The following is a 20,363-nucleotide window of genomic DNA, read 5'->3' as shown; positions in this document are numbered from 1 at the left end:
TGTCTATATAGCCAAGGGGGTGCGATGACCCGGGAAAACACAGACTCCCACCGGGCAGGTTACGAACTTCCGTTGCTCCTGCTGGCGGGATTCCGCACCCTCATCGACGAGCTACACGACCAACTCGCCCGCCAGGGCCACCCCCATGCGCGACCCGCCCACGGCTTCGCCATGCAGGCAATCGGCCCGGACGGAGCGACCGCCAGCGATATCGGCCGCCGGCTCGGAATCTCCAAACAGGCCGCGGGCAAAACCGTCGATCGCCTCATCGACCTCGGCTACGCCGAACGCGCCACCGACCCCACCGACGCGCGCCGCCGGCTGGTGCGCCCCACCGCGCACGGATACGACATGCTCACCCGCTCGGCCGCGATCCTCGACCGGCTGCGCGCGCAGTGGTCGCACACACTGGGCGAGCAACAATTGCGTGCACTGGAGGACAGTCTGCACACCGTGGCCGCACCGAGCGCTTTCCGGCTCGATGCCACGCAGTGGCTGGGTGATTGATCACGCAACAGTGGTGGATACCGGCCCCCGCAGGCCGCGACCTCACCACTCCCGGAAGAGCACCGGCGCGGGCCGGCTTCGATGCCTGCCCGCGCCGGGTACGAAGTTTCCGCTGTCAGAGCATGCAGCTCACGCAGCCCTCGACCTCGGTGCCTTCCAGCGCCATCTGCCGCAGGCGGATGTAGTAGAGGGTTTTGATGCCCTTGCGCCAGGCGTAGATCTGGGCGCGGTTCAGGTCGCGAGTGCTGGCGGTGTCCTTGAAGAACAGTGTCAGCGACAGGCCCTGGTCCACATGCTGGGTGGCGGCGGCGTAGGTGTCGATGATCTTCTCGTAGCCGATCTCATACGCGTCCTGGTAGTAGTCCAGGTTGTCGTTGGTCATGTACGGGGCCGGATAGTAGACGCGGCCGATCTTGCCTTCCTTGCGAATCTCGATCTTCGACGCCACCGGGTGAATGGAACTGGTGGAGTGGTTGATGTAGGAGATCGAACCGGTCGGCGGAACAGCCTGCAGATTCTGGTTGTAGAGGCCGTGTTCCATGACCGCGGCCTTCAGCTGCCGCCAATCGTCCTGGGTGGGGAGGTGGATATCGGCGCCGGCGAACAGTTGCGCGACCCGATCGGTTTTCGGCTCCCACACCTGATCGGTGTACTTGTCGAAGTATTCACCGCTGGCGTACTTCGACTCCGGGAACCCACCGAAGTATGTACCACGTTCCTGCGCAAGCAGATTCGAGGCGCGCAGGGCGTGGTAGACCACGGTGTAGAAGTAGATGTTGGTGAAATCCAGGCCCTCTTCGGACCCGTAGTGGATCCGTTCCCGCGCCAGGAAGCCGTGCAAGTTCATCTGCCCCAGGCCGATGGCGTGCGAAGAGTTGTTGCCCTGTTCGATGGAGGGCACCGAGTAGATATGCGTCTGATCCGACACCGCGGTGAGCGCCCGGATCGCTGTCTCGATGGTCTGCGCGAAGTCCGGGGAGTCCATGGCCTTGGCGATGTTCAGCGACCCCAGATTGCAGGAGATGTCCTTGCCCACCTCGGCGTAGGTGAGATCGTCGTTGTACACCGAAGGGGTGGAGACCTGCAGGATCTCCGAGCACAGGTTCGAATGGGTGATCTTGCCGGCGATCGGGTTGGCCCGGTTCACCGTGTCCTCGAACATGATGTAGGGGTAGCCGGATTCGAACTGCAGCTCGGCGATGGTCTGGAAGAACTCGCGCGCCTTGATCTTCGACTTGCGGATCCGCTTGTCGTCGACCATCTCGTAGTACTTCTCGGTGACGTCGATATCGGCGAACGGCTTACCGTAGATCCGTTCCACGTCATACGGCGAGAACAGGTACATGTCCTCGTTCTTCTTCGCCAGTTCGAAGGTGATATCGGGGATCACCACACCGAGCGAGAGGGTCTTGATGCGAATCTTCTCGTCCGCGTTCTCCCGTTTGGTATCGAGGAACCGGTAGATATCGGGGTGGTGGGCGTGCAGGTACACCGCCCCCGCCCCCTGCCGCGCCCCGAGCTGGTTGGCGTAGGAGAACGAATCCTCGAGCAGTTTCATGATCGGGATAACACCCGAGGACTGGTTCTCGATCTTCTTGATCGGCGCCCCGTGCTCACGAATATTGCTGAGCAGCAACGCAACCCCGCCACCACGCTTGGACAACTGCAGCGCGGAGTTGATCGATCGCCCGATGGACTCCATGTTGTCCTCGATGCGAAGCAAAAAGCAGTTGTGGACCACCGCGCCGCGAATTGTGTAAGTGTGCGTCCCCTCGACGTGCAGGTTGTACACCTTGTCCGGCGCTTCGCTGGTGTGCTCTATCGCCCGGATGCCGTACACGTGACGTCCGTGCACAACCTGGTAGGTCGACCGCTTTGTCCCCTTACGGCCGGTGTAGTTGTGTAGGTTCTTGCCGATGTCGAAGATGAATTCTTCGTTCGTGCCGGGCAGGCCAGGCACGAATACCTGCCCGGTCCGGTTGCCGGCCTGGTTGATATAAGTGCGGACAACCGACATGATGCCGAGTCGCCTGAGCAGTAGCTGCACCTGGTCTACCAGCTCTGGATTCACCAGATCGAGCACCATTCCACCGGTGGTGCTGCACCCGTCACCCCGGAACAAACCGGCGAGCAGACCGCGCTGGAAGTCTTCGTCCGCGGTCATCACCTCATGGGCCAACCGTTTCGTGCTGTAGCCGGTTCCAGCCATCGACAGCAGGAATGACGCCACCACCTTGCTGTTGCACACCATCTTGGTGGAGTGATCGGAATGATTCGTGTGCAGAGAAAGATCGACCCCGAAAACCTGCTTGAATGCCATGCCGAGTTCGACGTGATACTCGGCTTCATACGCTCCGAGTGTGAAGTGGACGCCATTCGGCTGGACGCCCTCGACACCGGCTCGCTTCGACACATACCCCTCGGAGAGGTACCAACCGAGGATCAGGCCGAGTTCATAGCACTCTTCGACGTAGCGATCGACAGCAACAAAGCGCTGATGGTGACGCTGCTTGTTCCTGTGCTTGGCGTCCGCGTTGACCTTACGGATCTGGCCGTCCGCCTCTTCGTAGACGCCTTCACCGACGAAGTCCATCAGATCGAACATACGGCGCTCTCGCGTTTTCAGCGGCGCCGCCGTGACGATGAAATCGCTCGGCCGAACATCCTGGGCAGCCAGCCATACAAAGCCGTTGAACGGATCGGCACCGTCGCCGTCTATGAGGGTCTCGACATCACGATCGGTCCAGACCAGGATCGGATGCTCGGGGGTGCAGCGAATCGGCTCTTTGTGCCCGAAATGCGAAAGGGAGACCAGGGTTTGGTTGTTGGGATTCTCGATCAGCTCCTCGACCACCGAGTACGAGCCGTCGTGCGAAAGTACTCGATCCCCCGCACGTAGCGTCTCGATGGCCCGCGGGCCGTCGACCGTATCCACCGGGGTACCCGCCGGGAAGCAGGACACCGGTTCGCCACGCTGCTTCTTACCCGAATTGAGGAAGGTGGGAGTGGCCGGCTGGAAGCGGCCGTCGATGATCTCCTCGACCAGTTGCCGCGCCAGCACCTCGTCACCGGCGGCCAGGGTGAGCGCGACCATGCACACCCGGTCTTCGAATCGCTCGAGGAAACGCTTCCCGTCGAAGGTTTTCAGGGTGTAGGAGGTGTAGTACTTGAACGCCCCGAGGAAGGTCGGGAACCGGAACTTCTTGTCGTAGGCCTGCTGGAACAGCTTCTTCACGAACGCTCGGCCGTACTGCTCGAGCACCTCGGGCTCGTAGTACTTCTCCTCGACGAGGTAGTCGAGCTTCTCGTCGAGGTTGTGGAAGAAGACGGTGTTCTGGTTGACGTGCTGCAGGAAGTACTGGTTGGCGGCCTCGCGATCCTTCTCGAACTGGATCTCGCCGTTCGGCCCGTACAGGTTCAGCATCGCGTTGAGGGCGTGGTAGTCCAAGACCTCACCGGGAACGCTTTCGCGTTGCGGGGGCTGCTCCAGCCGGGCCGTCATACCTGCTGGTGCTGTCGTTGTTGCTGCCAAAACAATCCCAATCCCTCTCGGACGCGGGCGACGTCCTCAGCGGTTCCCATGAGTTCGAAGCGGTACAGGTAGGGCACCCCGCATTTGCGGGAAATCACATCACCTGCGAAGCAGAAGGTGTCGCCGAAGTTCGTGTTCCCGGCGGCGATCACGCCACGCAACAGAGCGCGGTTGTGCCGATCGTTGAGGAACTTGGCGACCTGGCGCGGTACGAATTCCTTATCGGAGCGAGCCGAACCCAAGACGTGCCGACCGCCCCCGTAGGTGGGGACGATCAGCACGTAGGGTTCGTCGACGTGCAGCGTTTCGGCGGTGGTGTGCAGGGGGATCCGGAGGGCCGGGATATCCAGCTTCTCGACGAATCGGTGAGTGTTCTCCGAAGCGCTGGAGAAGTACACCAAGGTATGCGATTCGGACATTTCACCTCCCCTGTTCCCCAACCGAATCGGGCGCGGTTCGCTAGGCGGTGTCTATTGCGCCCGAGCGCGGGCCCTTCGCGGTCACGCTTCGCTGCCGCCTCCGGCCTGACGCACTCAGGCGGCGACGGTGGCCAGCGCCTTGATGCGGTCGGGCCGGAAGCCGGACCAGTGCTCGTCACCGGAGACGACAACGGGGGCCTGTAGATAGCCGAGAGCCATCACATAGTCGCGAGCATCGTGATTTTCGGAGATATCGATGACCTCGTACTCCACCCCGACCTTGTCGAGAGCCTTGTAGGTGGCATTGCACTGGACGCAAGCGGGCTTGGTGTACACGGTAATCATTCGAGTCCCTCTCCTGTGCCAATGTGTGGTGTCTCGCGGTCTCGTGGTGACGGACCGCCGCCTCCGGGTCGAGCCCTCCGCGTGACTGATCCGCAGCCGGTTGTGTTCGGTCTGCGGAGCGCGGTGCCGGCACGATCCGATGATCCTGCGCAAACTCCGAGGACCAGCCCTGAAATACCATGTCCGGGCCGGTTCCACCCGCCTTCGCCGGGTTCTTCACACCGCCGCCTTCGGGTATCGATGACACTACACCTAGTGGCCGACATTCCGAAACAACACGAGATGTTGCGAGTCACAAGCATGTGATTTCACGGCTGTAAGCCGCAGGACAGCGTTGCAACACGCCGGATCAACCGTGGTCCACATCACAATGCGCGGGGCCCAGCTCCTTTTCAGCAAACGCAATGACACCGCCTGTCACACCAGTCGCCGGAACCTCAACAGCACCTCGTGACCCGGACGGAACGGCCGCGGCGACGACACCCCGGAACCCAGACAGCAGCAGGCCGCCCCATCCACGATGGGGCGGCCTGCTACAGCGTCAGGAGTGCCGACTTCACGACCCGAGAGCGAGGGCCGTGCAATCACCCGCACCGGGCCCGATACTCGTGCGATCAGGCGTCGACGAGTTCTCCGCTCGCCGCATTGACCAGCGCGCGCAGCGCCTCACCCAATTCGCGCAGGGTCTCGGCATCCTCACGCGGATGGTTCGCACCGAAACGGTCGCCCCAGACGGCGAAGTGCAGATGCGCCTCGTCGACAATCTTGCCGCCGGCGATACCCACCGACTTGACCGCGTCGGCGTGCGCCCACTTGGCGGCATTCGGACTGATCGAACCGCTCACGATCGCGACCGGCTTGTCTTTGATCGCACCCGCACCGAAGGGCCTCGACAGCCAATCGATCGCGTTCTTCAATACGGCGGGCAGCGTCCCGTTGTATTCGGGGGTGATCAACAGCAGGCCGTCACCCGCCCCCACCGCGTCACGCAACGCCTCTGCGGCAGCCGGAACCGAACCCGGTACATCGATATCCTCGTTGTAGAACGGGATATCGCCGATACCCTCGTAGACCGAGACCTCAGCGCCCTCCGGCGCGGTGGCGACAGCAGCCTCGGCGACCTGCTTACTGAAGGAGGCGCTGCGAAGGCTGCCGAAGAGGACGACGATACGGGTCTGGCTCATATTCACTCCTGCGGTACTAGTTGTGTGATGATCGCACTGCCCACAGAGCAACCGGACCATGGTCCGCTACATTCCCCGGAGGCCCCTCCCCCGCCGTGAACTACGACACACCCCTCCCAGGCCCGGCGGACGCCCCACGCCCCGGCGAAACGCCCCGGCCGTACCCGGCGGACGAATTCTCCACCGCGCCGATCCGGCCGGCCCATCGGGTCGGCCCCCAGCTACCCGGCACCACCGAACCCGCCGAACGCGCCGATGCCGCCCGCAACCGGCGGCGACTGCTCGACGCCGCTCGCGAACTCGTGCGCGAACACGGCGTGGACGCGCTCACCATGGACGCCCTGGCCAAACGTGCAGGCGTCGGAAAAGGCACGGTGTTCCGCCGCTTCGGCAGCCGCACCGGCCTCATGTACGCACTGCTGGACCATTCCGAAACCCTGGCGCAGGAAGCGTTCATCTTCGGCCCGCCACCGCTGGGCCCCGGAGCCGCGCCGGTGGACCGGCTCATCGCCTTCGGGCAGGCCCGGCTGCTCGATATCGAAGTGGAGGGCGAACTCCATCGGGCGGCCGAACTGGGATCCCCGGAACGGCACTACTCGAGCCAGCCCTATCGGGTGCTGAAAACCCATGTGGCGATGCTGCTCCGTGAGGCAGATACGCCCGGCGACAGCGGTCTGTCGGCCGACGCGCTACTGGGCGTACTGGCCGCCGGACTCGTCCTGCACCAACTGCGCACTCTCGGCTACACCCGCGAGCAGATCGCGAGCAACTGGGAAGCCCTGGTTCGCCGGGTCGCCGGACCGGCGGCGCAGTAGAGTGGTCCGGCATGGGAAACGTGCGTGATCAGATCATCGCAGAGCTGGGTGCACAGCCGAGTATCGAACCCAAGGACGAGGTGCGGCGCCGCGTCGATTTCCTGAAAGACTATCTGCGCGCCACGCCCGCAAAGGGTTTCGTACTGGGTATCAGCGGTGGTCAGGACAGCGCGCTCGCCGGACGCCTGTGCCAGCTGGCCGCCGAGGAACTCCGCGCCGACGGCGCCGAAGCGCGTTTCGTCGCGGTACGCCTGCCCTACGGTGTGCAGGCCGACGAGTCCGATGCCCGGGTCGCCATGACCTTCGTCGCGCCCGACGAATCCGTGGTGGTCAATGTCCGGCCCGGCGCGAACGCGGTGGCGGCCGAAGTGGCTTCGGCACTGAAGGTCGGCAAATTACGCGATTTCGTGCGCGGCAATATCAAAGCGCGGGAACGGATGGTGATCCAATACGCCCTCGCCGGCCAGGAGAACCTACTGGTGGTCGGCACCGATCACGCCGCCGAAGCAGTCACCGGCTTCTTCACGAAATACGGTGACGGCGGCGTGGACCTGACCCCACTCACCGGCCTGACCAAACGCCAGGGCGCCGCCCTGCTGCAAGAACTGGGCGCACCGTCGCGACTGTGGTCGAAGGTGCCGACCGCCGACCTCGAGGACGACCGCCCGGCCCTACCCGACGAGGAAGCACTCGGGCTGCGCTACAGCGAAATCGACGACTACCTCGAAGGCAAGGATGTGACGGCCGAGGTTGCCGAGCGGATCGAATCGGTCTTCCGTAACACCCGGCACAAGCGGACGGTGCCGGTGACCCCGCTCGACGACTGGTGGCGCTGACGGGCTTCGCTCAGCACACCCGGCCGCCGGGCCCGCTCACCTCTGCACGCCGGGCGGCTGCCGTGGTTCCGTACAGCTCTGCTCGACTTCGTCCAGCCGGCGGCGCAGATATCGGCGTGCGCCGTCGTTGCCGGCGGCAGCCAGCGCAATCCGGTAGTTCTGTGCGGCCTCGGTGAAACGCCCGGCCCGGCGGTACAGATCGGCCCGCGCGGCCGCCATCGGCTGCCCACCGGCTACTCGGCTGTCGTCCGCGATCTCCGCCAGCGCTCGCAGACCCACCTCCGGGCCGTCGCGAAAACCCAGCGCGACCGCACGGTTCACCCCCGCCGCGGGTGACGGCATGTAGTCGAGCAGATCGTCGTAGGCCGCGACAATCGCGCCCCAGTCGGTGGCCGCCCAAGTCGGGGCGACGGCATGCGCGGCGGCGATCCGGGCCTGCGCCAGATACGGCCCGGCGCCCTCGGCCGCGACCAACAGGCAGTTCAGCCCGGCTCGGATCACCTGGCGATCCCACCGGCTGCGGTCCTGCTCCTCCAGCGAGACCAGTTCGCCGACGCTGTTGCGGCGCTGCGAGCGGCGGCTGTCGGTCAGCAGCATGAGGGCCAGTAGCCCGTGCGCCTCCGCTCGAACGGCCCGCTCCTCGATCGGTAGCAGGGCGCACAGCAGCCGCCCGACCCGCAGCGCCTCGTCGCACAGCTCGTCGCGCACCGCATCGGGGCCGGCTGTCGCGAAATAACCCTCGGTGAACAGGAGATACACCACCGCGAGCACTGTCGGCGCCCGTTCCGGCAGCAGATGCGCAGGTGGGACGCGTAACGGTATCCCGGCATGCCTGATCTTGGCCTTCGCGCGGCTGATCCGCTGCGCCACCGTCGCCTCCGATTGCAGGAACATCCGGGCGATCTCCGCGGTCCGCAAACCGCACACCAGCCGCAGAGTCAACGCCACCCGCGATTCGGGGCCCAGCGCCGGATGGCAGCAGGTGAAGATCATCCGCAACTGGTCGTCCGGCAATTCGCTCATCTCGATATCCGCGGGGATCGGTGCCGACAGGACGGCCTCGTGTTCCTTATGGTGGCGCGCGGACTCCCGGCGCAGCCGGTCCAGGGCGCGCCGGCGGGCGGTCGTGGTGATCCAGGCACCCGGATTCGCCGGGACACCGTCGCGGTCCCAGGTACGCAACGCGATCGCGAACGCCTCCTGTACCGCGTCCTCTGCCAGATCGATATCACCGGTGTACCGAGCGAGAGTGGCCACAGCGCGGCCGAACTCGGCCCGGTACACACCGTCGAGATCGACCGCCGGCCGCGCCGCGCTCATCCGCTGTCCCTCGGGCATGAGCGGAGCCCTGCCGGGCTGCTCCCCGGCCCCCGTCCACCTGGCAGCAACGGAGCCACCATCCGGTGGCGTTCCGCTATCACTTCCGGACCTGCCCACCCATGCTTCGTACATCCGGCATGAGCAAAGGTCCTGCCTGGTTACGCTCGGCTACCGCCACCGTGCCCGCCTGCTCAGGTCCCGAGGTCCACCACCCGGCGGACCTCCGTGCCGCCGCCCGGCCCGATCGGGATCCTTGCGGCGATTTCCGTCGCGGCGCGGCGGTCCGGTGCGGTGAACAGGTACAGCCCCGCCACGACCTCCGCTGTTTCGGTGAACGGTCCGTCGGTGAGCAGCGGTGGCCCGTCGGTGCCGCGCACGGTGGTCGCGGTGGACGGCGGTCGCAGGACACCACCACCACGCATCGCCGACCCGAACCGCTCACCGAACCGCTGGTGCTCGGCGACTGCGCTGTCCCACTCCGGCGTACCCGGCGTGAGTGTCGTATCCGCCTGCTCCCACAGCAGCGCCATCCACCAGTCCGGTCCGGGCTCGTCGTGTGGCAGCCACTGGATCAGCGGACGGAGTTCGACCGAACCCGTCGCCACCGCCGGCAGCTGCCGGGCGAGATCTGTCGCCGCGTCCAGGTCGGGCACATCGAACACGTAGAACCCGCCGACCACCTCGGCGTGCTCGGCGAACGGGCCATCGGTGACCAAGGTGCCCGGTCCGGCCCGGCGGACGGTGACGGCGTCCGCCGACGGATACAGCGCGGCCCCGCCGGCGATGACCTCGGCCACCCTGGCGTCGAACGCCGCATACTGTTCGACCTCCGCATCGAACTCCGCCGTGTCCGGTTGTGCCACTGAGTCGCCTTCGTCGCCGGTCAGCAATGCCAGGTAGTACATATCGTCTTCCTTCCGCGTCGGTGAGGAGCCCGACACCCCTCTCACCGAAACGACGAGCGAGGATGTGGATCTTCGACAGGTCGCGCAAGATCTCGGCGGAAAGCACCGCCCGCCGGACCGCTACCGCTCCTTCGAGTTCGGCGACAACCGGCAACATCGTCCGGTTCGACGTACCGCAGGCGAAGCGCTCGGGCACCGCGAACTGCCAGTGAGGGCGCACCCCGGCTGTGCACTAACCGCCGGCGAAAGGCGGTAGGACGTCTACGCGAGCGGGAAGGGTGACCGTGGTGTCGCGGGTCAGTTCGTCGCCCACCAGGTAGGCACAGACAGCGAGCATCTTGTCGAGGTCCGGACCGTAGACAGCGGTCAGGCGGGTGCGCAGATCGGCGACGGTCGCGCCGGGCGGAAGGTCCAAGGTTTCGGCATCCTTGCCGACCGCGTCGGCGATGGCGGCGAAATAGCGGACCTCAACCACCTATTGCTCCCATCGTGCGTTCCGGTGGGACGAAGTCCGCGGCATCGATACCGTGACCCGCCCATTTCTGCCACATCGCGCCGCGCCACAGCTGCGCCAGCTCCTCGTCGCTCGCGCCCGCGCGTAGCACGCCGCGCAGATCGAACTCCTGATCACTGAACAGGCAGGATCGGAGCATACCGTCGGCGGTGAGGCGGGTGCGGTCGCAGGTATCGCAGAATTTGCGGGTGACCGAGGCGATGATGCCGACGGTGGCGGGGCCGCCGTCGACCAGCCAGGTTTCGGCGGGGGCAGCCGGATCTTCACGGCCGACGGCGGTGAGCCGGTAACGGGTGCCGAGCACATCGAGCAGTTCCGCGGCGGTGACCATATTCGCCCGCGCCCATTCGTGATCGGCGTCCAGCGGCATCTCCTCGATGAACCGCAGTTCGCAGCCCTCGTCGAGACACCAGCGCAACAGGTCGGGGGCACCGTCGAGGGTTTCCCGCATGAGCACCGCATTCACTTTGACCGGCGCCAATCCGGCCGCGCCCGCGGCCCGGATCCCGGACAGCGCCGATTCCAGCCGGTCGCGGCGGGTGAGCCGGGCGAAACCGGCGCGGTCGACGGTGTCCAGGGAGATATTGACCCGGCTCAGGCCCGCCTCGGCGAGCCCGGCCGCGCGATGGCGCAACCCGATTCCGTTCGAGGTCATCGCCAGGGGGACAGCCGGGGCGGCGATATGGCAGCCGGCCACGATCTCCTCGAGATCACGCCGCATCAGCGGTTCGCCGCCGGTGAAGCGGACCTCGCGAATCCCCAGCTCACGCACCGCGAGGGTGACCAGCCTGGCGATCTCACCCGCGGTGAGCAGCTCCTGCGGCGGTATCGGGGGCAGCCCCTCCTCGGGCATGCAGTACGTACAGCGCAGCGAACACTTCTCCGTAATGGAAACCCGCAGGTCACGCGCGGTGCGGCCGAAGCGATCCACCAGCAGCGGTGTTTCCGGACGCCCGTCCAGCGACGGGCGCCCGGACCGCACAGTGGGTATCCCCATATCGACCAGCGTCACCCCACCATTATGGACGCCGGGCCGCCACATGCACCGCTCCTCTGCCGGATCGCTGCATAATGCCCGGCCTACCTGCCGCGCGGGCGTGGCGTACAACAGCGGACGCCAGGCGATACGGCGGCGCCGGCCCGGCCGCCGCCATTAGTCTGAGCGCATGATCTCTCGGCCCGCCAGTCCCCCGGTCCGGTCGGCGGACGACTACCGCGACACCATCGAACAACTGTTGCGCCCACTCGCCGCCCGGCCGGTCGACACCGTGCCGGTGGCCGAAGCGCTCGACCGGCAACTGGCCGCGGATATGCATGCGCCGATCGATCTGCCGGTATTCCGGAATTCGGCGATGGACGGCTATGCGGTGCGCGCCCAGGATATGACCGCACCGCCGGTCGATCTGCCGCTCACCGGCGTCGTAGCCGCCGGTGACGCGGGTCTGCAACCGCTCGCCCCGGGGACGGCACGCAAAGTGATGACCGGAGCACCGCTGCCGCCGGGCGCGGACTGTGTGGTTCCGGTGGAGGATACGGCCGCCGGCGCCGATACCGTCCGGATCGAACGCGGGCGCTCGGCAGGCGAATTCGTCCGGGAACCCGGTAGTGATGTGCGTGCAGGCGCCGAACTGGTCACCACCGGGACGACACTCGCGCCGCGGCATATTGCGGCATGCGCCGCGGCCGGGATCGCCCAGCTGCCGGTTTTCGCGCCCGTACGGGCGGTGGTCATCAGCACCGGCGACGAACTCGTCGCCCCGGGTAACCCGCTGCGGCCGGGGCAGATCTACAACTCGAACGGAATCGCGCTGGCCGCGGCCCTCACCGCCAACGGTGTCGAGGTCACCGCCATCCAGCACAGCGGCGACGACCCCGAGCAGTTCCGGCATCTGCTGCGCACCGCCACCTCGACGGCTGATCTGGTGATCACCACCGGAGGCGTCTCCCAGGGCGATTTCGAAGTGGTGCGGGAGGTGTTGATCCCGCTGGGCGGCGAGTTCGGTGCGGTGGCCATGCAGCCCGGCGGACCGCAGGGACTGACCGTGGTGGACGGCGTACCCGTGCTCAGTTTTCCGGGGAACCCGGTGAGCGCGGTGGTGTCGTTCGAGGTGCTCGCCCGCCCGATCCTGCGCCGGGTCGCGGGGCTGGGGCCGGTACCGGAATACGAACTTCCGCTGCTCGGCGCTGTCCGCCGCTCACCGGAGGGGCGGCGGCAGTTCCTACGCGGCAAACTGGTGTGGAAGGGTTCGCAGCCGCGTGCGGTGGAAGTGGTTTCCGGACCCGGATCGCATCTGGTGGCGAGTATGGCGGCGGCCGATGTACTGATCGATATTCCGGCGGCAGTTACCGAACTTCCGGCCGGAGCGACTGTGCGAGTGTGGACATTATGAGCGAATTGTCGCATGTGGATTCCGCGGGCCGGGCCCGGATGGTGGACGTGAGCGCCAAGCCCGACACCACCCGGATCGCGGTGGCGGGCGGCGAACTGCTGACCACGCCCGAAGTGGTCGCGCTGGTCCGTGCCGACGGTATGCCGAAGGCCGATGTGCTGGCCACCGCCCGGCTGGCCGGGATCGCGGCGGCGAAGAAAACCTCCGATCTGATTCCGCTGTGCCATCAGCTCGCGCTCTCCTCGGTGAAGGTCGAATTCGGTTTCACCGACTCCGCGATCACGATCGAGGCAGCGGCCAAGACCACCGGCCCGACCGGGGTGGAGATGGAGGCGCTGACAGCGGTCGCGGTCGCCGGGCTCACCTTGCACGACATGGTGAAGGCGGTGGATCCGGCGGCAGTGCTGAACGGCGTCCGGCTGCTCACCAAGGAGGGCGGTAAGAGGGGCCAGTGGAGGCGCCCCGATACAGCCGCCGCTCCTGTACCGCAGCCCGGCACATTCACCGCACCCGGCGCCGACACCGTCCCGGCCGGCACCCCACGCTCATCCGCCGCCGGCAGCGATGCCGCTACGCGCACCGCAGGCGGCAGCTCCGCCACGTACGCACCGGACGGTCGGGGCCACGCGGAAGGACCTGACGACAGGGCACCCGAGCAAGCCACGGACAGCGCGGCCCGCACACAGGCTCCGGGCGGCACCCACAGCGCGGGTCACGACGAGCACGCACGCATGCATGGCGCCGACACCCGCGATTCCGGTGCGGACGGCGGAGCACTTGCGTCCGGGGGCACCCCCGCACGCCCATCCGGTGGCGAAACCAGCGGCACGGCCGTCGTGGTGGTCGCGTCCACCGGGGCGGCGGCAGGGACACGGACCGATACCACCGGACCGCATCTGGTGGCGTGGCTGCGGGGACTCGGGTATTCCACGCGCGGCCCACTGGTCTACGCGGACGCCGATATCGCCGGCGGGCTCACCGAAGCGCTGCGGACCGGGCCGGATCTGGTGGTGACCACCGGCGGAACCGGCGCGGCACCTTCGGACCGGACACCGGAAGCGACCGCGGCAGTGCTGGATCGGGAACTGCCCGGAGTCGCCGAGGCCATCCGCCGGCGCGGCACCGCGAAGTTCCCGCTCGCGGCGTTGAGCCGGGGTGTCGCGGGGCTGGCCGGACAGTCGGTGGTGGTGAATCTGCCCGGGTCACCGGGTGGTGTGAAAGACGGTATCGCGGTGCTCGAACCGCTGCTGGGGCATCTGCTCGCGCAGGTGGCGGGCGGCGGGGCACACGAGGGCGGCCAGGGGGCATCGCGGGCCGAGAGGGGAAACGAGAGCGCTCATGCCTGAAAAATCTGCACAGCATCCTGGCGGGTCCGGCGAGGTCCGGCTTGCCGAAATCAGCGACCGGCCGTTGGAACCCGCCGTGGTGGACGCCGCCGTGCGCGGGCCGAGTTTCGGCGCGGTCGTCGTGTTCACCGGGTTGGTCCGCGATCACGACAGCGGGCAGGCGGTTTCGGCGCTGGAGTATTCGGCGCATCCGCAGGCGACCCGGTTCCTGCGCGAATGCTGCGCCGCGATAGCGGAATCCACGGGCCTGCCGGTGGCGGCCGTACATCGGGTCGGGGAGCTGGCGGTGGGTGATCTGGCCATCGTCACGGCGGTGGCGGCGCCGCATCGCGCGCAGGCGTTCGCGGCGTGTTCGGCGCTGGTGGACCGGATCAAACACGAGGTGCCGATCTGGAAACGGCAGATGTTCACCGACGGTATGTCCGAATGGGTGAACGCCTGCGGTTGACCGCCGTTCAGACGGTACTTTCCACAGGAATGTAGCGCCAGATGCCGAGCATGTCCTGTTCGGCGAGCGATTCCGGGCCGGTGTGCACGGTTTCGCGTAACCGTTCGTGTACCGCGCCGGTGTCCAGGCCGGTACCGATCAGCACCAGTTCGGTGGTCCCGGCGCGGGAGCGGCGAGCCGGCTCGAGGGTGATGGCCCGGCCCACCAAGTGCACCACGTATCGCCCGGTGTCCGGCACCGCGAACGACACGAACCCCTTGGCGCGGAACACACCCGGTGGCGGGTTCTCCAGGAATTCGATGAGGCGGCGAGGATGCAGCCCGGCGGCGGTGGTGAACACCGTGCTGGTGTAGTCGTCGTGCAGGTGGCGGTGTTCGTCGCCGCCCGGGTCCTCTACGTCGTGGTCGTGCAGGAGTTCGTCCAGGCTCAGTTGTTCACCTATCCGCGGAGTGTCACGGTGGCGGGGGTCGAACAGCAGGCCGGAGTCGATACGGCCGCGGGTGGTGGCGTACACCGGCGCGCCTCCGGTGATCGTCGTGATCTCCGACCGCAATCGCGCTGTTTCGCCGGCACCGAGCCGATCGACCTTGTTGAGTACCACCAGATCCGCCAGCCGCAGGTGGTTCGCCAGTTCCGGATGCCGGTCGCGGGTGGTCGCGAATTCGGCGGCGTCGACCACTTCGAGTAGGCCGCCGTACCGGATACGGGGGTTCTCACTGCCGACCACCATTCGCACCAGGTTGCGCGGTTCGGCCAACCCGCTGGCCTCCACCACGATCACATCGATACCGGCCCGGGGGTCGGTCAACCGGGTGAACAGTTCGTCGAGTTCGGCGACGTCCACGGCGCAGCACACGCAGCCGCTACCCACCGAAACCATCGCGTCGACCTGCCCGGCGACCAGCATCGCGTCGATATTGACGGCACCGAAATCGTTGACCACCACACCGATCCGGGTGCCCCGGTTGTTGTGCAGCAGACCGTTGAGCAGGGTGGTCTTCCCGGCGCCCAGGAATCCGGCCACGATCACCACGGGTATGCGCTCAGCCACCCGACCACCTTACTGACTCGCTCGGGCAACCGGCAGCCCGGCAGCTGCGAGGAGAATTGATTATGTTTCACATTCCCCGTTGTCCGGATTTCCCGTTCACCGGACTTTCTTTCGTGGAATTCGGGAGAACATTCCGCAATCCCCGAAACCGGTATGGGGATTCTGGTAATTGTGCCGGGGAGATCGGGGGGAATCTCGGAATAGATACCGTAACAGGATTTACCGAGGAGTACCGAATGCGTGCAGGTACGTTGCCGACCGCCGCGGCAATGCTGTCGGCGGCGATCATGCTGGGCAGCGGTAGCGCGGCGGCCCAACCCGCCGACTTCATCCCGAACGACGGCGTCTATCGGGTCGGCGTGGATATGCGGCCCGGCGTCTGGGAATCACCCGGGCCCGTGGATCCGGCCCGGGGCTGCGATTGGCGGCGACTGTGGCGGATCGAGGGCGACAACACGAATATGCAGTACATCATCGAGAACAACTACACGAGGCTGGGCCCGGTCCGGGTCACCGTGAAAACGTCCGACGCCGGTTTCCGCACCCACAATTGCGGACCGTGGCGGATGGTGCCGCCCTCCCCCACGGGCTCGGCCGGCTTCTGAACCCGGATACGACCGAGCCCGGCCCCCTGCTGCGGGAGCCGGGCCCGGTCGGTGTTCGCTCGATTCAGGCATGTGCGCGCAGCTGATACAACCCCTCGGTTTCGGCGACGACGACGCCGTCGATATCGGTGAGCACCGCGCGCAGCGTGAAATCGGCTTTACCGTTCGCCGCGGCCTCCGTACTGACCCGCTCGATCTCGGTGTCCGCCAGCGTCGCCTCCGCCCGCACCGCCGTAGTGGCGGGCCGGCGGAAAGCGATCCGCAGATCCTTCACCAGCGGATAGAACTTCGCGGTATCGAAACTGGCCACGGCAATCGCACCACCCAGGATCTCACCCACGGTGAACAGCACCCCCGCGTACATGACGCCGAAATGATTACCGTTGCCTTCGGCAGGCACGGTGGCCGCGGCATAGCCGGCCCGGACCTCCTCGGCGTGCACACCCATCCGGTGGGCGACCGGGATGGTGTGCTCCAGCGCCGAGTTCACGATCTCGGCGACGGCCGGGTTGCGGGTATCGCTCATGGCAGGACGGCCCTTCCGAGGTCACGCGACGGATTGTTTCTCCGCGGCCGAGTGGTGCGGATCGGCGTCGGGTACTTCGGTCCCGCGTAGCGACGTACCGGCGGTCTCCCGCAAGAAGGCCCAGGCGACCAGGCCGACGAGCGAGGCACCCACCATGTAGACGGCGGGGAACAAGCTCCAGCCGGTGCCCTCGATCACTGCCTCGTTCACCAGCGGTGCGGTTCCACCGAAGATGGCCGTGGACAGGTTGTAGCCGAGGGCGAAGCCCGCATATCGGACGTGGGTCGGGAAGATGGCGGGGAAGGTCGCGCTGATGGTCGACAGCTGCGGTACGTACAGCAGGCCCAGCACCACGAAGCCGAGGATCGCCCAGCCGGTGCCCTGGCCCATCAGCCAGTACATCGGCACGGCGAACACCGCAAGACCCACCAGCGAGAACAACCACATGGGCCGACGGCCGACCCGGTCGGACAACTTTCCGAAGAACGGTACGCACAGCATCATGACGAGCTGGCCGATCAGCACCATGGCGGTCGTGGTGGACTCCCCCATACCGATGGTGTTCTGCAGGTAGGTCGGCTGATAGGTGAGCAGCGTGTAGTTCGCCACGTTCAGTGCCACCACGAGACCGAACAGGATCAGGACTTCGCGCCAGTACGTGGCGAGAAGGATCCGCAGCCCGCTCTCGGGATGCTCCTTCTCGTTCACCTCGGTGAAGACCGGGGATTCGTCGAGCCGTGTCCGCAGATACCACCCGATGGCGCCCAGCGGAATCGCGATCAGGAACGGAATCCGCCAGCCCCAGTCGTGCATCGCCTCGGAACCGAGGATCAACTGGCACAACAGCACGACCGCGGAGCCGCCGACGAACCCGCCGAGCGTGCCGAACTCCAGGAAACTGCCGAAGAAGCCGCGCTTCTTATCGCTGGCACATTCGGCCAGGTAGGTGGCCGCACCGCCGTATTCTCCACCCGTCGAGAAGCCCTGCACCACCCGGAGCAGGATCAGCAGGATCGGCGCCAGCACCCCCACCTGGCCGTGGGTCGGCAGGACACCGATGAGACCGGTGGCCGCGGCCATCAGCAGGATGGTGGTGGCCAGGACCACCTTGCGCCCCACCCGGTCGCCGAGCGGGCCCCACACCATTCCGCCGACCGGGCGCAGGACGAACGACACCGCGAACCCGAGCATCGTGCCCAGGGTGCCGAGTTCACCGGGGAAGAACGCGTCGGTGAGATAGGTGGCGGTGGCGGCGTAGACGCCGTAGTCGAACCATTCGGTGGCATTACCCATCGCCGAGGCCGCGACCGACTTCTTGAGATTCGGCATATCCTGCGGTTTCTCGAGGTGCGCGCCCTCTGGTTGCTTCTCGAGCCGTGGTGCTTCCGGCTGCTGCTCCGTCACGGTCAGTCCTCTCCGGCGCGCGCGGCCAGTCGGCCCGGCCGACCCATAGCGTCGCGCCCGCCGGCGACCGGGTTCCGGCGAGTATCGACCACAAACCGTTACCCGGGATTTGCCCTGGGTAAACGCAGACCAGCTCCGGACCCACCGGTCCGATGGCTTTGATCAGCAACTTCCCAGCTTATGTGAAGGTGGTCACGCCTGCCCGGTATCGGGCCGCCGACGCACCGGTGGACAGGCGCACAGAGCCGGCCGCGAGGTTTCGTGGCCGGCTCCGGCGGGCTGTTCGGCGATTGCCCGCGCCACCTGGATGTGGATCAGTGGGCCTGTTCTCCCGCGGCCACTTCCGGGCGCTCGCGGTGCTTCACCTCCACCAACGGCAGGCGCAGCGCCGCCGGCGCCGAGGCGGGGACCGCCGGCGCGACCGGTTGCACCGGCGTGATCCGCCGATACGGCGATCCCAGCGGCGGCCGTGGATCCGCCTCCCCTTTATTCGGCCACAGCGCGACAGCCCGCTCGGATTGCGCGGTGATGGTGAGCGAGGGATTCACCCCGAGGTTCGCCGAAATAGTCGAACCGTCGATCACGTGCAGGCCCGGGTATCCGTAGAGCCGCTGGTAAGGGTCGACCACACCGGATTCGGCGTTGTCACCGATCACGCAGCCGCCGATGAAATGGCCGGTCATCGGGATATCGAAAACGCTGCTGAGCGGCCCGCCGGGGGTTCCGTCGATTTTGCCGGCGACCCGCCGCCCCACCTCGTGCCCGGCAGGGATCCAGGTCGGGTTGGGGGCGCCTTCGCCCTGTCGCGTGGTCATCTTGCGCTTGAACAGGCCGCGTTTGGTGTAAGTGGTGATCGAATTGTCCACCGACTGCATCACCAGCAGGCCGATCGACTGCTCCGACCAGTGCCGCGGATTCTGCAGATGCGGCATATCGCGACGGTGCCGCCACATCTCCCGCAACCAGAGCCGTCGCTTGGATACGCCGGGCTCCTCGCTCACCATGATGCTGCCCAGCAGTGCGATCACATTGCTGCCCTTGCCGTAGCGCACCGGTTCGACATGGGTATCGGCGTCGGGGTGGATCGACGAGGTGATCGCCACCCCCTTGGTGAAATCGTTGTCCGTCCCCCGGCTGCGGATGGCGAGCAGTTCCTCTGAGTTGGTGCGCGAGAGGAAACCGAGCCGGCCGGAGATATCGGGCAGCGATCCGGCATCACGCAATTTGTGCAACAACCGCTGAGTTCCCAGCGCCGCGGCCGAGAAGATCACCTGTTCGGCGGTGTAGGTGGTGCGCTTCTTGCGCACCCAGCGACCCGTGGCCACGGTCTCGACGGCATACCCGCCGCCCGGCAGCGGCTTCACATCGGTGACGGTGCGCAGTGCATGCACCGCGGCACCGGCCTGCTCGGCCAGGTACAGGTAGTTCTTCACCAGTGTGTTCTTGGCATTGTGACGGCAGCCGGTCATACATTCACCACAGTGGGTGCAGGAGCGCCGCGCCGGGCCCGCCCCGCCGAAATACGGGTCCTCGACCTCCGCACCGGGCCGGGCGCCGGGGCCGCCGAAGAACACACCGACCGGGGTCGGCTGATACGTATCGGCGACCCCCATCTCCTCGGCCACCTCACGCAGCACCCGGTCGCTCGGGGTGGTGGCGGGGTTGGTGGTCACGCCCAGCATGCGCTTGGCCTGGTCGTAGTGCGGACCGAGCTCGTCCTTCCAGTCGGTGATATGCGCCCACGGCCCGTCCCGGAAGAACTTCTCCGGCGGCTCGTACAGCGTGTTCGCGTAGACGAGGGAACCACCGCCGACCCCCGACCCGGCCATGATCAGGGTGTCCTTCAACAACGCCAGCCGCTGGATACCGAAACACCCGAGGTAGGGCGCCCACAGGTACTGCCTGGCCCGCCAGGACGTTTTCGCGAATTCGTCGTCGGCGAAGCGGCGCCCGGCCTCGAGGACACCGACCCGGTAACCCTTCTCGGTCAACCGCAAAGCGCTCACGCTGCCGCCGAAGCCGGAGCCGATGACGAGTACGTCGTAGTCGAAGGTCTGGCCGGGCCCGGCGCCGGTGCCGGGACTCGTTGCGGAACTGGACATTCTTCCGAGAATATGGCCTGGGTCACCCGGCGGAAACACACGCGCGGTCAGAAAATCGGCTTTTTCGGCCAACTGCAGTCGTGAACGGCCGGATGCCCGATCGACGACGACGCA

Annotated in this window: 19 protein-coding genes; 7 read left to right on the top strand and 12 right to left on the bottom strand. The window is 66.6% G+C overall.

Going from position 1 to position 20,363, the window contains the following annotated elements; all coding sequences use genetic code 11:
- The first annotated feature begins 24 nt into the window (after positions 1-24).
- Positions 25-507 carry a MarR family winged helix-turn-helix transcriptional regulator gene (locus tag NS6_RS14790; protein WP_068041976.1) on the top strand — a complete coding sequence of 161 codons (483 nt, stop codon included), beginning with the start codon at positions 25-27 and terminating at the stop codon, positions 505-507.
- A 115-nt stretch (positions 508-622) separates the two neighbouring features.
- On the opposite strand, the gene nrdE is transcribed toward NS6_RS14790, so the two are convergent.
- From nrdE to NS6_RS14770, 4 genes are all read right to left on the bottom strand, one after another.
- Positions 623-4,009, bottom strand: a complete 3,387-nt coding sequence (nrdE, locus tag NS6_RS14785) for a class 1b ribonucleoside-diphosphate reductase subunit alpha (RefSeq protein WP_084471059.1) — start codon at positions 4,007-4,009, stop codon at positions 623-625.
- Complete coding sequence (nrdI, locus tag NS6_RS14780) at positions 4,006-4,458, bottom strand: class Ib ribonucleoside-diphosphate reductase assembly flavoprotein NrdI (RefSeq protein WP_068041973.1); 453 nt, start codon at positions 4,456-4,458, stop codon at positions 4,006-4,008. The genes nrdE and nrdI overlap by 4 nt, the downstream gene beginning before the upstream one ends.
- A 114-nt stretch (positions 4,459-4,572) precedes the next feature.
- The gene (gene nrdH / locus NS6_RS14775; protein WP_068041970.1) at positions 4,573-4,803 is read right to left on the bottom strand and encodes a glutaredoxin-like protein NrdH; all 231 of its coding nucleotides are present in this window, start codon (positions 4,801-4,803) and stop codon (positions 4,573-4,575) included.
- A gap of 614 nt (positions 4,804-5,417) precedes the next feature.
- The gene (locus tag NS6_RS14770; RefSeq protein WP_068042281.1) at positions 5,418-5,987 is read right to left on the bottom strand and encodes an NAD(P)H-dependent oxidoreductase; all 570 of its coding nucleotides are present in this window, start codon (positions 5,985-5,987) and stop codon (positions 5,418-5,420) included.
- A 191-nt stretch (positions 5,988-6,178) separates the two neighbouring features.
- On the opposite strand from NS6_RS14770, the gene NS6_RS14765 reads away from it, so the two are divergent.
- Together NS6_RS14765 and nadE are read left to right on the top strand one after the other, a co-directional pair.
- Positions 6,179-6,802, top strand: coding sequence for a TetR/AcrR family transcriptional regulator (locus tag NS6_RS14765; RefSeq protein WP_068042279.1), 624 nt, complete (start codon positions 6,179-6,181; stop codon positions 6,800-6,802).
- A gap of 11 nt (positions 6,803-6,813) precedes the next feature.
- On the top strand, positions 6,814-7,638 hold the full coding sequence (nadE, locus tag NS6_RS14760; RefSeq protein WP_068041967.1) for an NAD(+) synthase: 825 nt from the start codon (positions 6,814-6,816) through the stop codon (positions 7,636-7,638).
- Positions 7,639-7,674: 36 nt separating this feature from the next.
- On the opposite strand, the gene NS6_RS14755 is transcribed toward nadE, so the two are convergent.
- The 4 genes from NS6_RS14755 to moaA form a co-directional block, all read right to left on the bottom strand.
- Positions 7,675-8,958 (bottom strand): RNA polymerase sigma factor, encoded by a 1,284-nt coding sequence (locus tag NS6_RS14755; protein WP_068041964.1) that lies wholly within the window; start codon positions 8,956-8,958, stop codon positions 7,675-7,677.
- Positions 8,959-9,149: 191 nt separating this feature from the next.
- Positions 9,150-9,863, bottom strand: coding sequence for a YciI family protein (locus tag NS6_RS14750; protein ID WP_068041961.1), 714 nt, complete (start codon positions 9,861-9,863; stop codon positions 9,150-9,152).
- A gap of 232 nt (positions 9,864-10,095) precedes the next feature.
- A complete protein-coding gene (locus tag NS6_RS14745) occupies positions 10,096-10,338 on the bottom strand; it encodes a MoaD/ThiS family protein (protein ID WP_068041958.1) in 243 nt (80 codons plus the stop codon).
- Positions 10,331-11,389, bottom strand: coding sequence for a GTP 3',8-cyclase MoaA (moaA, locus tag NS6_RS14740; protein ID WP_068041956.1), 1,059 nt, complete (start codon positions 11,387-11,389; stop codon positions 10,331-10,333). Before moaA ends, NS6_RS14745 begins: the two co-directional genes overlap by 8 nt.
- A gap of 154 nt (positions 11,390-11,543) precedes the next feature.
- Between moaA and NS6_RS14735 the strand changes: the two genes are divergently transcribed.
- From NS6_RS14735 to NS6_RS14720, 3 genes are read left to right on the top strand one after another with little or no spacing between them, the layout of a single operon-like run.
- On the top strand, positions 11,544-12,767 hold the full coding sequence (locus NS6_RS14735) for a molybdopterin molybdotransferase MoeA (protein WP_068041953.1): 1,224 nt from the start codon (positions 11,544-11,546) through the stop codon (positions 12,765-12,767).
- Positions 12,764-14,113, top strand: a complete 1,350-nt coding sequence (moaCB, locus tag NS6_RS33890) for a bifunctional molybdenum cofactor biosynthesis protein MoaC/MoaB (RefSeq protein WP_084471056.1) — start codon at positions 12,764-12,766, stop codon at positions 14,111-14,113. The genes NS6_RS14735 and moaCB overlap by 4 nt, the downstream gene beginning before the upstream one ends.
- The gene (locus tag NS6_RS14720) at positions 14,106-14,561 is read left to right on the top strand and encodes a molybdenum cofactor biosynthesis protein MoaE (RefSeq protein WP_068041950.1); all 456 of its coding nucleotides are present in this window, start codon (positions 14,106-14,108) and stop codon (positions 14,559-14,561) included. Before moaCB ends, NS6_RS14720 begins: the two co-directional genes overlap by 8 nt.
- A 7-nt stretch (positions 14,562-14,568) precedes the next feature.
- Here the strand turns inward: NS6_RS14720 and NS6_RS14715 are convergent, their stop codons facing one another.
- Positions 14,569-15,612, bottom strand: a complete 1,044-nt coding sequence (locus NS6_RS14715) for a CobW family GTP-binding protein (RefSeq protein WP_068041946.1) — start codon at positions 15,610-15,612, stop codon at positions 14,569-14,571.
- 236 nt (positions 15,613-15,848) lie between these two features.
- Here NS6_RS14715 and NS6_RS14710 point away from each other — a divergent pair, with 236 nt between their 5' ends.
- Positions 15,849-16,217 (top strand): Rv1352/Rv1906c domain-containing protein, encoded by a 369-nt coding sequence (locus NS6_RS14710; protein WP_068041943.1) that lies wholly within the window; start codon positions 15,849-15,851, stop codon positions 16,215-16,217.
- A gap of 64 nt (positions 16,218-16,281) precedes the next feature.
- On the opposite strand, the gene NS6_RS14705 is transcribed toward NS6_RS14710, so the two are convergent.
- The 3 genes from NS6_RS14705 to NS6_RS14695 all read right to left on the bottom strand — a co-directional run bounded on the left by NS6_RS14705 (position 16,282) and on the right by NS6_RS14695 (position 20,249).
- Entirely contained in the window at positions 16,282-16,743 is a 462-nt protein-coding gene (locus NS6_RS14705; RefSeq protein WP_084471055.1) for a PaaI family thioesterase, read from the bottom strand.
- Between the two features lie 21 nt (positions 16,744-16,764).
- Positions 16,765-18,072, bottom strand: coding sequence for an MFS transporter (locus NS6_RS14700; protein ID WP_168443488.1), 1,308 nt, complete (start codon positions 18,070-18,072; stop codon positions 16,765-16,767).
- 389 nt (positions 18,073-18,461) lie between these two features.
- Positions 18,462-20,249 (bottom strand): FAD-dependent oxidoreductase, encoded by a 1,788-nt coding sequence (locus NS6_RS14695; protein WP_068042271.1) that lies wholly within the window; start codon positions 20,247-20,249, stop codon positions 18,462-18,464.
- Positions 20,250-20,363 lie beyond the last annotated feature (114 nt).

It is taken from the genome of Nocardia speluncae NBRC 108251 (assembly GCF_001613245.1).
GTDB lineage: Bacteria > Actinomycetota > Actinomycetes > Mycobacteriales > Mycobacteriaceae > Nocardia > Nocardia speluncae.
The sequence above is the reverse complement of the archived record's forward strand: the minus strand, read 5'-3'. Positions and strand labels throughout refer to the sequence as shown.

Bases quoted from the DNA above. Each gene is read 5' to 3' on its own strand.
- NS6_RS14790 (WP_068041976.1), top strand. From the start codon at position 25: ATGACCCGGGAAAACACAGACTCCCACCGGGCAGGTTACGAACTTCCG.
- nrdE (WP_084471059.1), bottom strand. From the start codon at position 4,009: ATGACGGCCCGGCTGGAGCAGCCCCCGCAACGCGAAAGCGTTCCCGGT.
- nrdI (WP_068041973.1), bottom strand. From the start codon at position 4,458: ATGTCCGAATCGCATACCTTGGTGTACTTCTCCAGCGCTTCGGAGAAC.
- nrdH (WP_068041970.1), bottom strand. From the start codon at position 4,803: ATGATTACCGTGTACACCAAGCCCGCTTGCGTCCAGTGCAATGCCACC.
- NS6_RS14770 (WP_068042281.1), bottom strand. From the start codon at position 5,987: ATGAGCCAGACCCGTATCGTCGTCCTCTTCGGCAGCCTTCGCAGCGCC.
- nadE (WP_068041967.1), top strand. From the start codon at position 6,814: ATGGGAAACGTGCGTGATCAGATCATCGCAGAGCTGGGTGCACAGCCG.
- NS6_RS14755 (WP_068041964.1), bottom strand. From the start codon at position 8,958: ATGAGCGCGGCGCGGCCGGCGGTCGATCTCGACGGTGTGTACCGGGCC.
- NS6_RS14750 (WP_068041961.1), bottom strand. From the start codon at position 9,863: ATGTACTACCTGGCATTGCTGACCGGCGACGAAGGCGACTCAGTGGCA.
- NS6_RS14735 (WP_068041953.1), top strand. From the start codon at position 11,544: ATGATCTCTCGGCCCGCCAGTCCCCCGGTCCGGTCGGCGGACGACTAC.
- moaCB (WP_084471056.1), top strand. From the start codon at position 12,764: ATGAGCGAATTGTCGCATGTGGATTCCGCGGGCCGGGCCCGGATGGTG.
- NS6_RS14720 (WP_068041950.1), top strand. From the start codon at position 14,106: ATGCCTGAAAAATCTGCACAGCATCCTGGCGGGTCCGGCGAGGTCCGG.
- NS6_RS14710 (WP_068041943.1), top strand. From the start codon at position 15,849: ATGCGTGCAGGTACGTTGCCGACCGCCGCGGCAATGCTGTCGGCGGCG.
- NS6_RS14705 (WP_084471055.1), bottom strand. From the start codon at position 16,743: ATGAGCGATACCCGCAACCCGGCCGTCGCCGAGATCGTGAACTCGGCG.
- NS6_RS14700 (WP_168443488.1), bottom strand. From the start codon at position 18,072: ATGCCGAATCTCAAGAAGTCGGTCGCGGCCTCGGCGATGGGTAATGCC.
- NS6_RS14695 (WP_068042271.1), bottom strand. From the start codon at position 20,249: ATGTCCAGTTCCGCAACGAGTCCCGGCACCGGCGCCGGGCCCGGCCAG.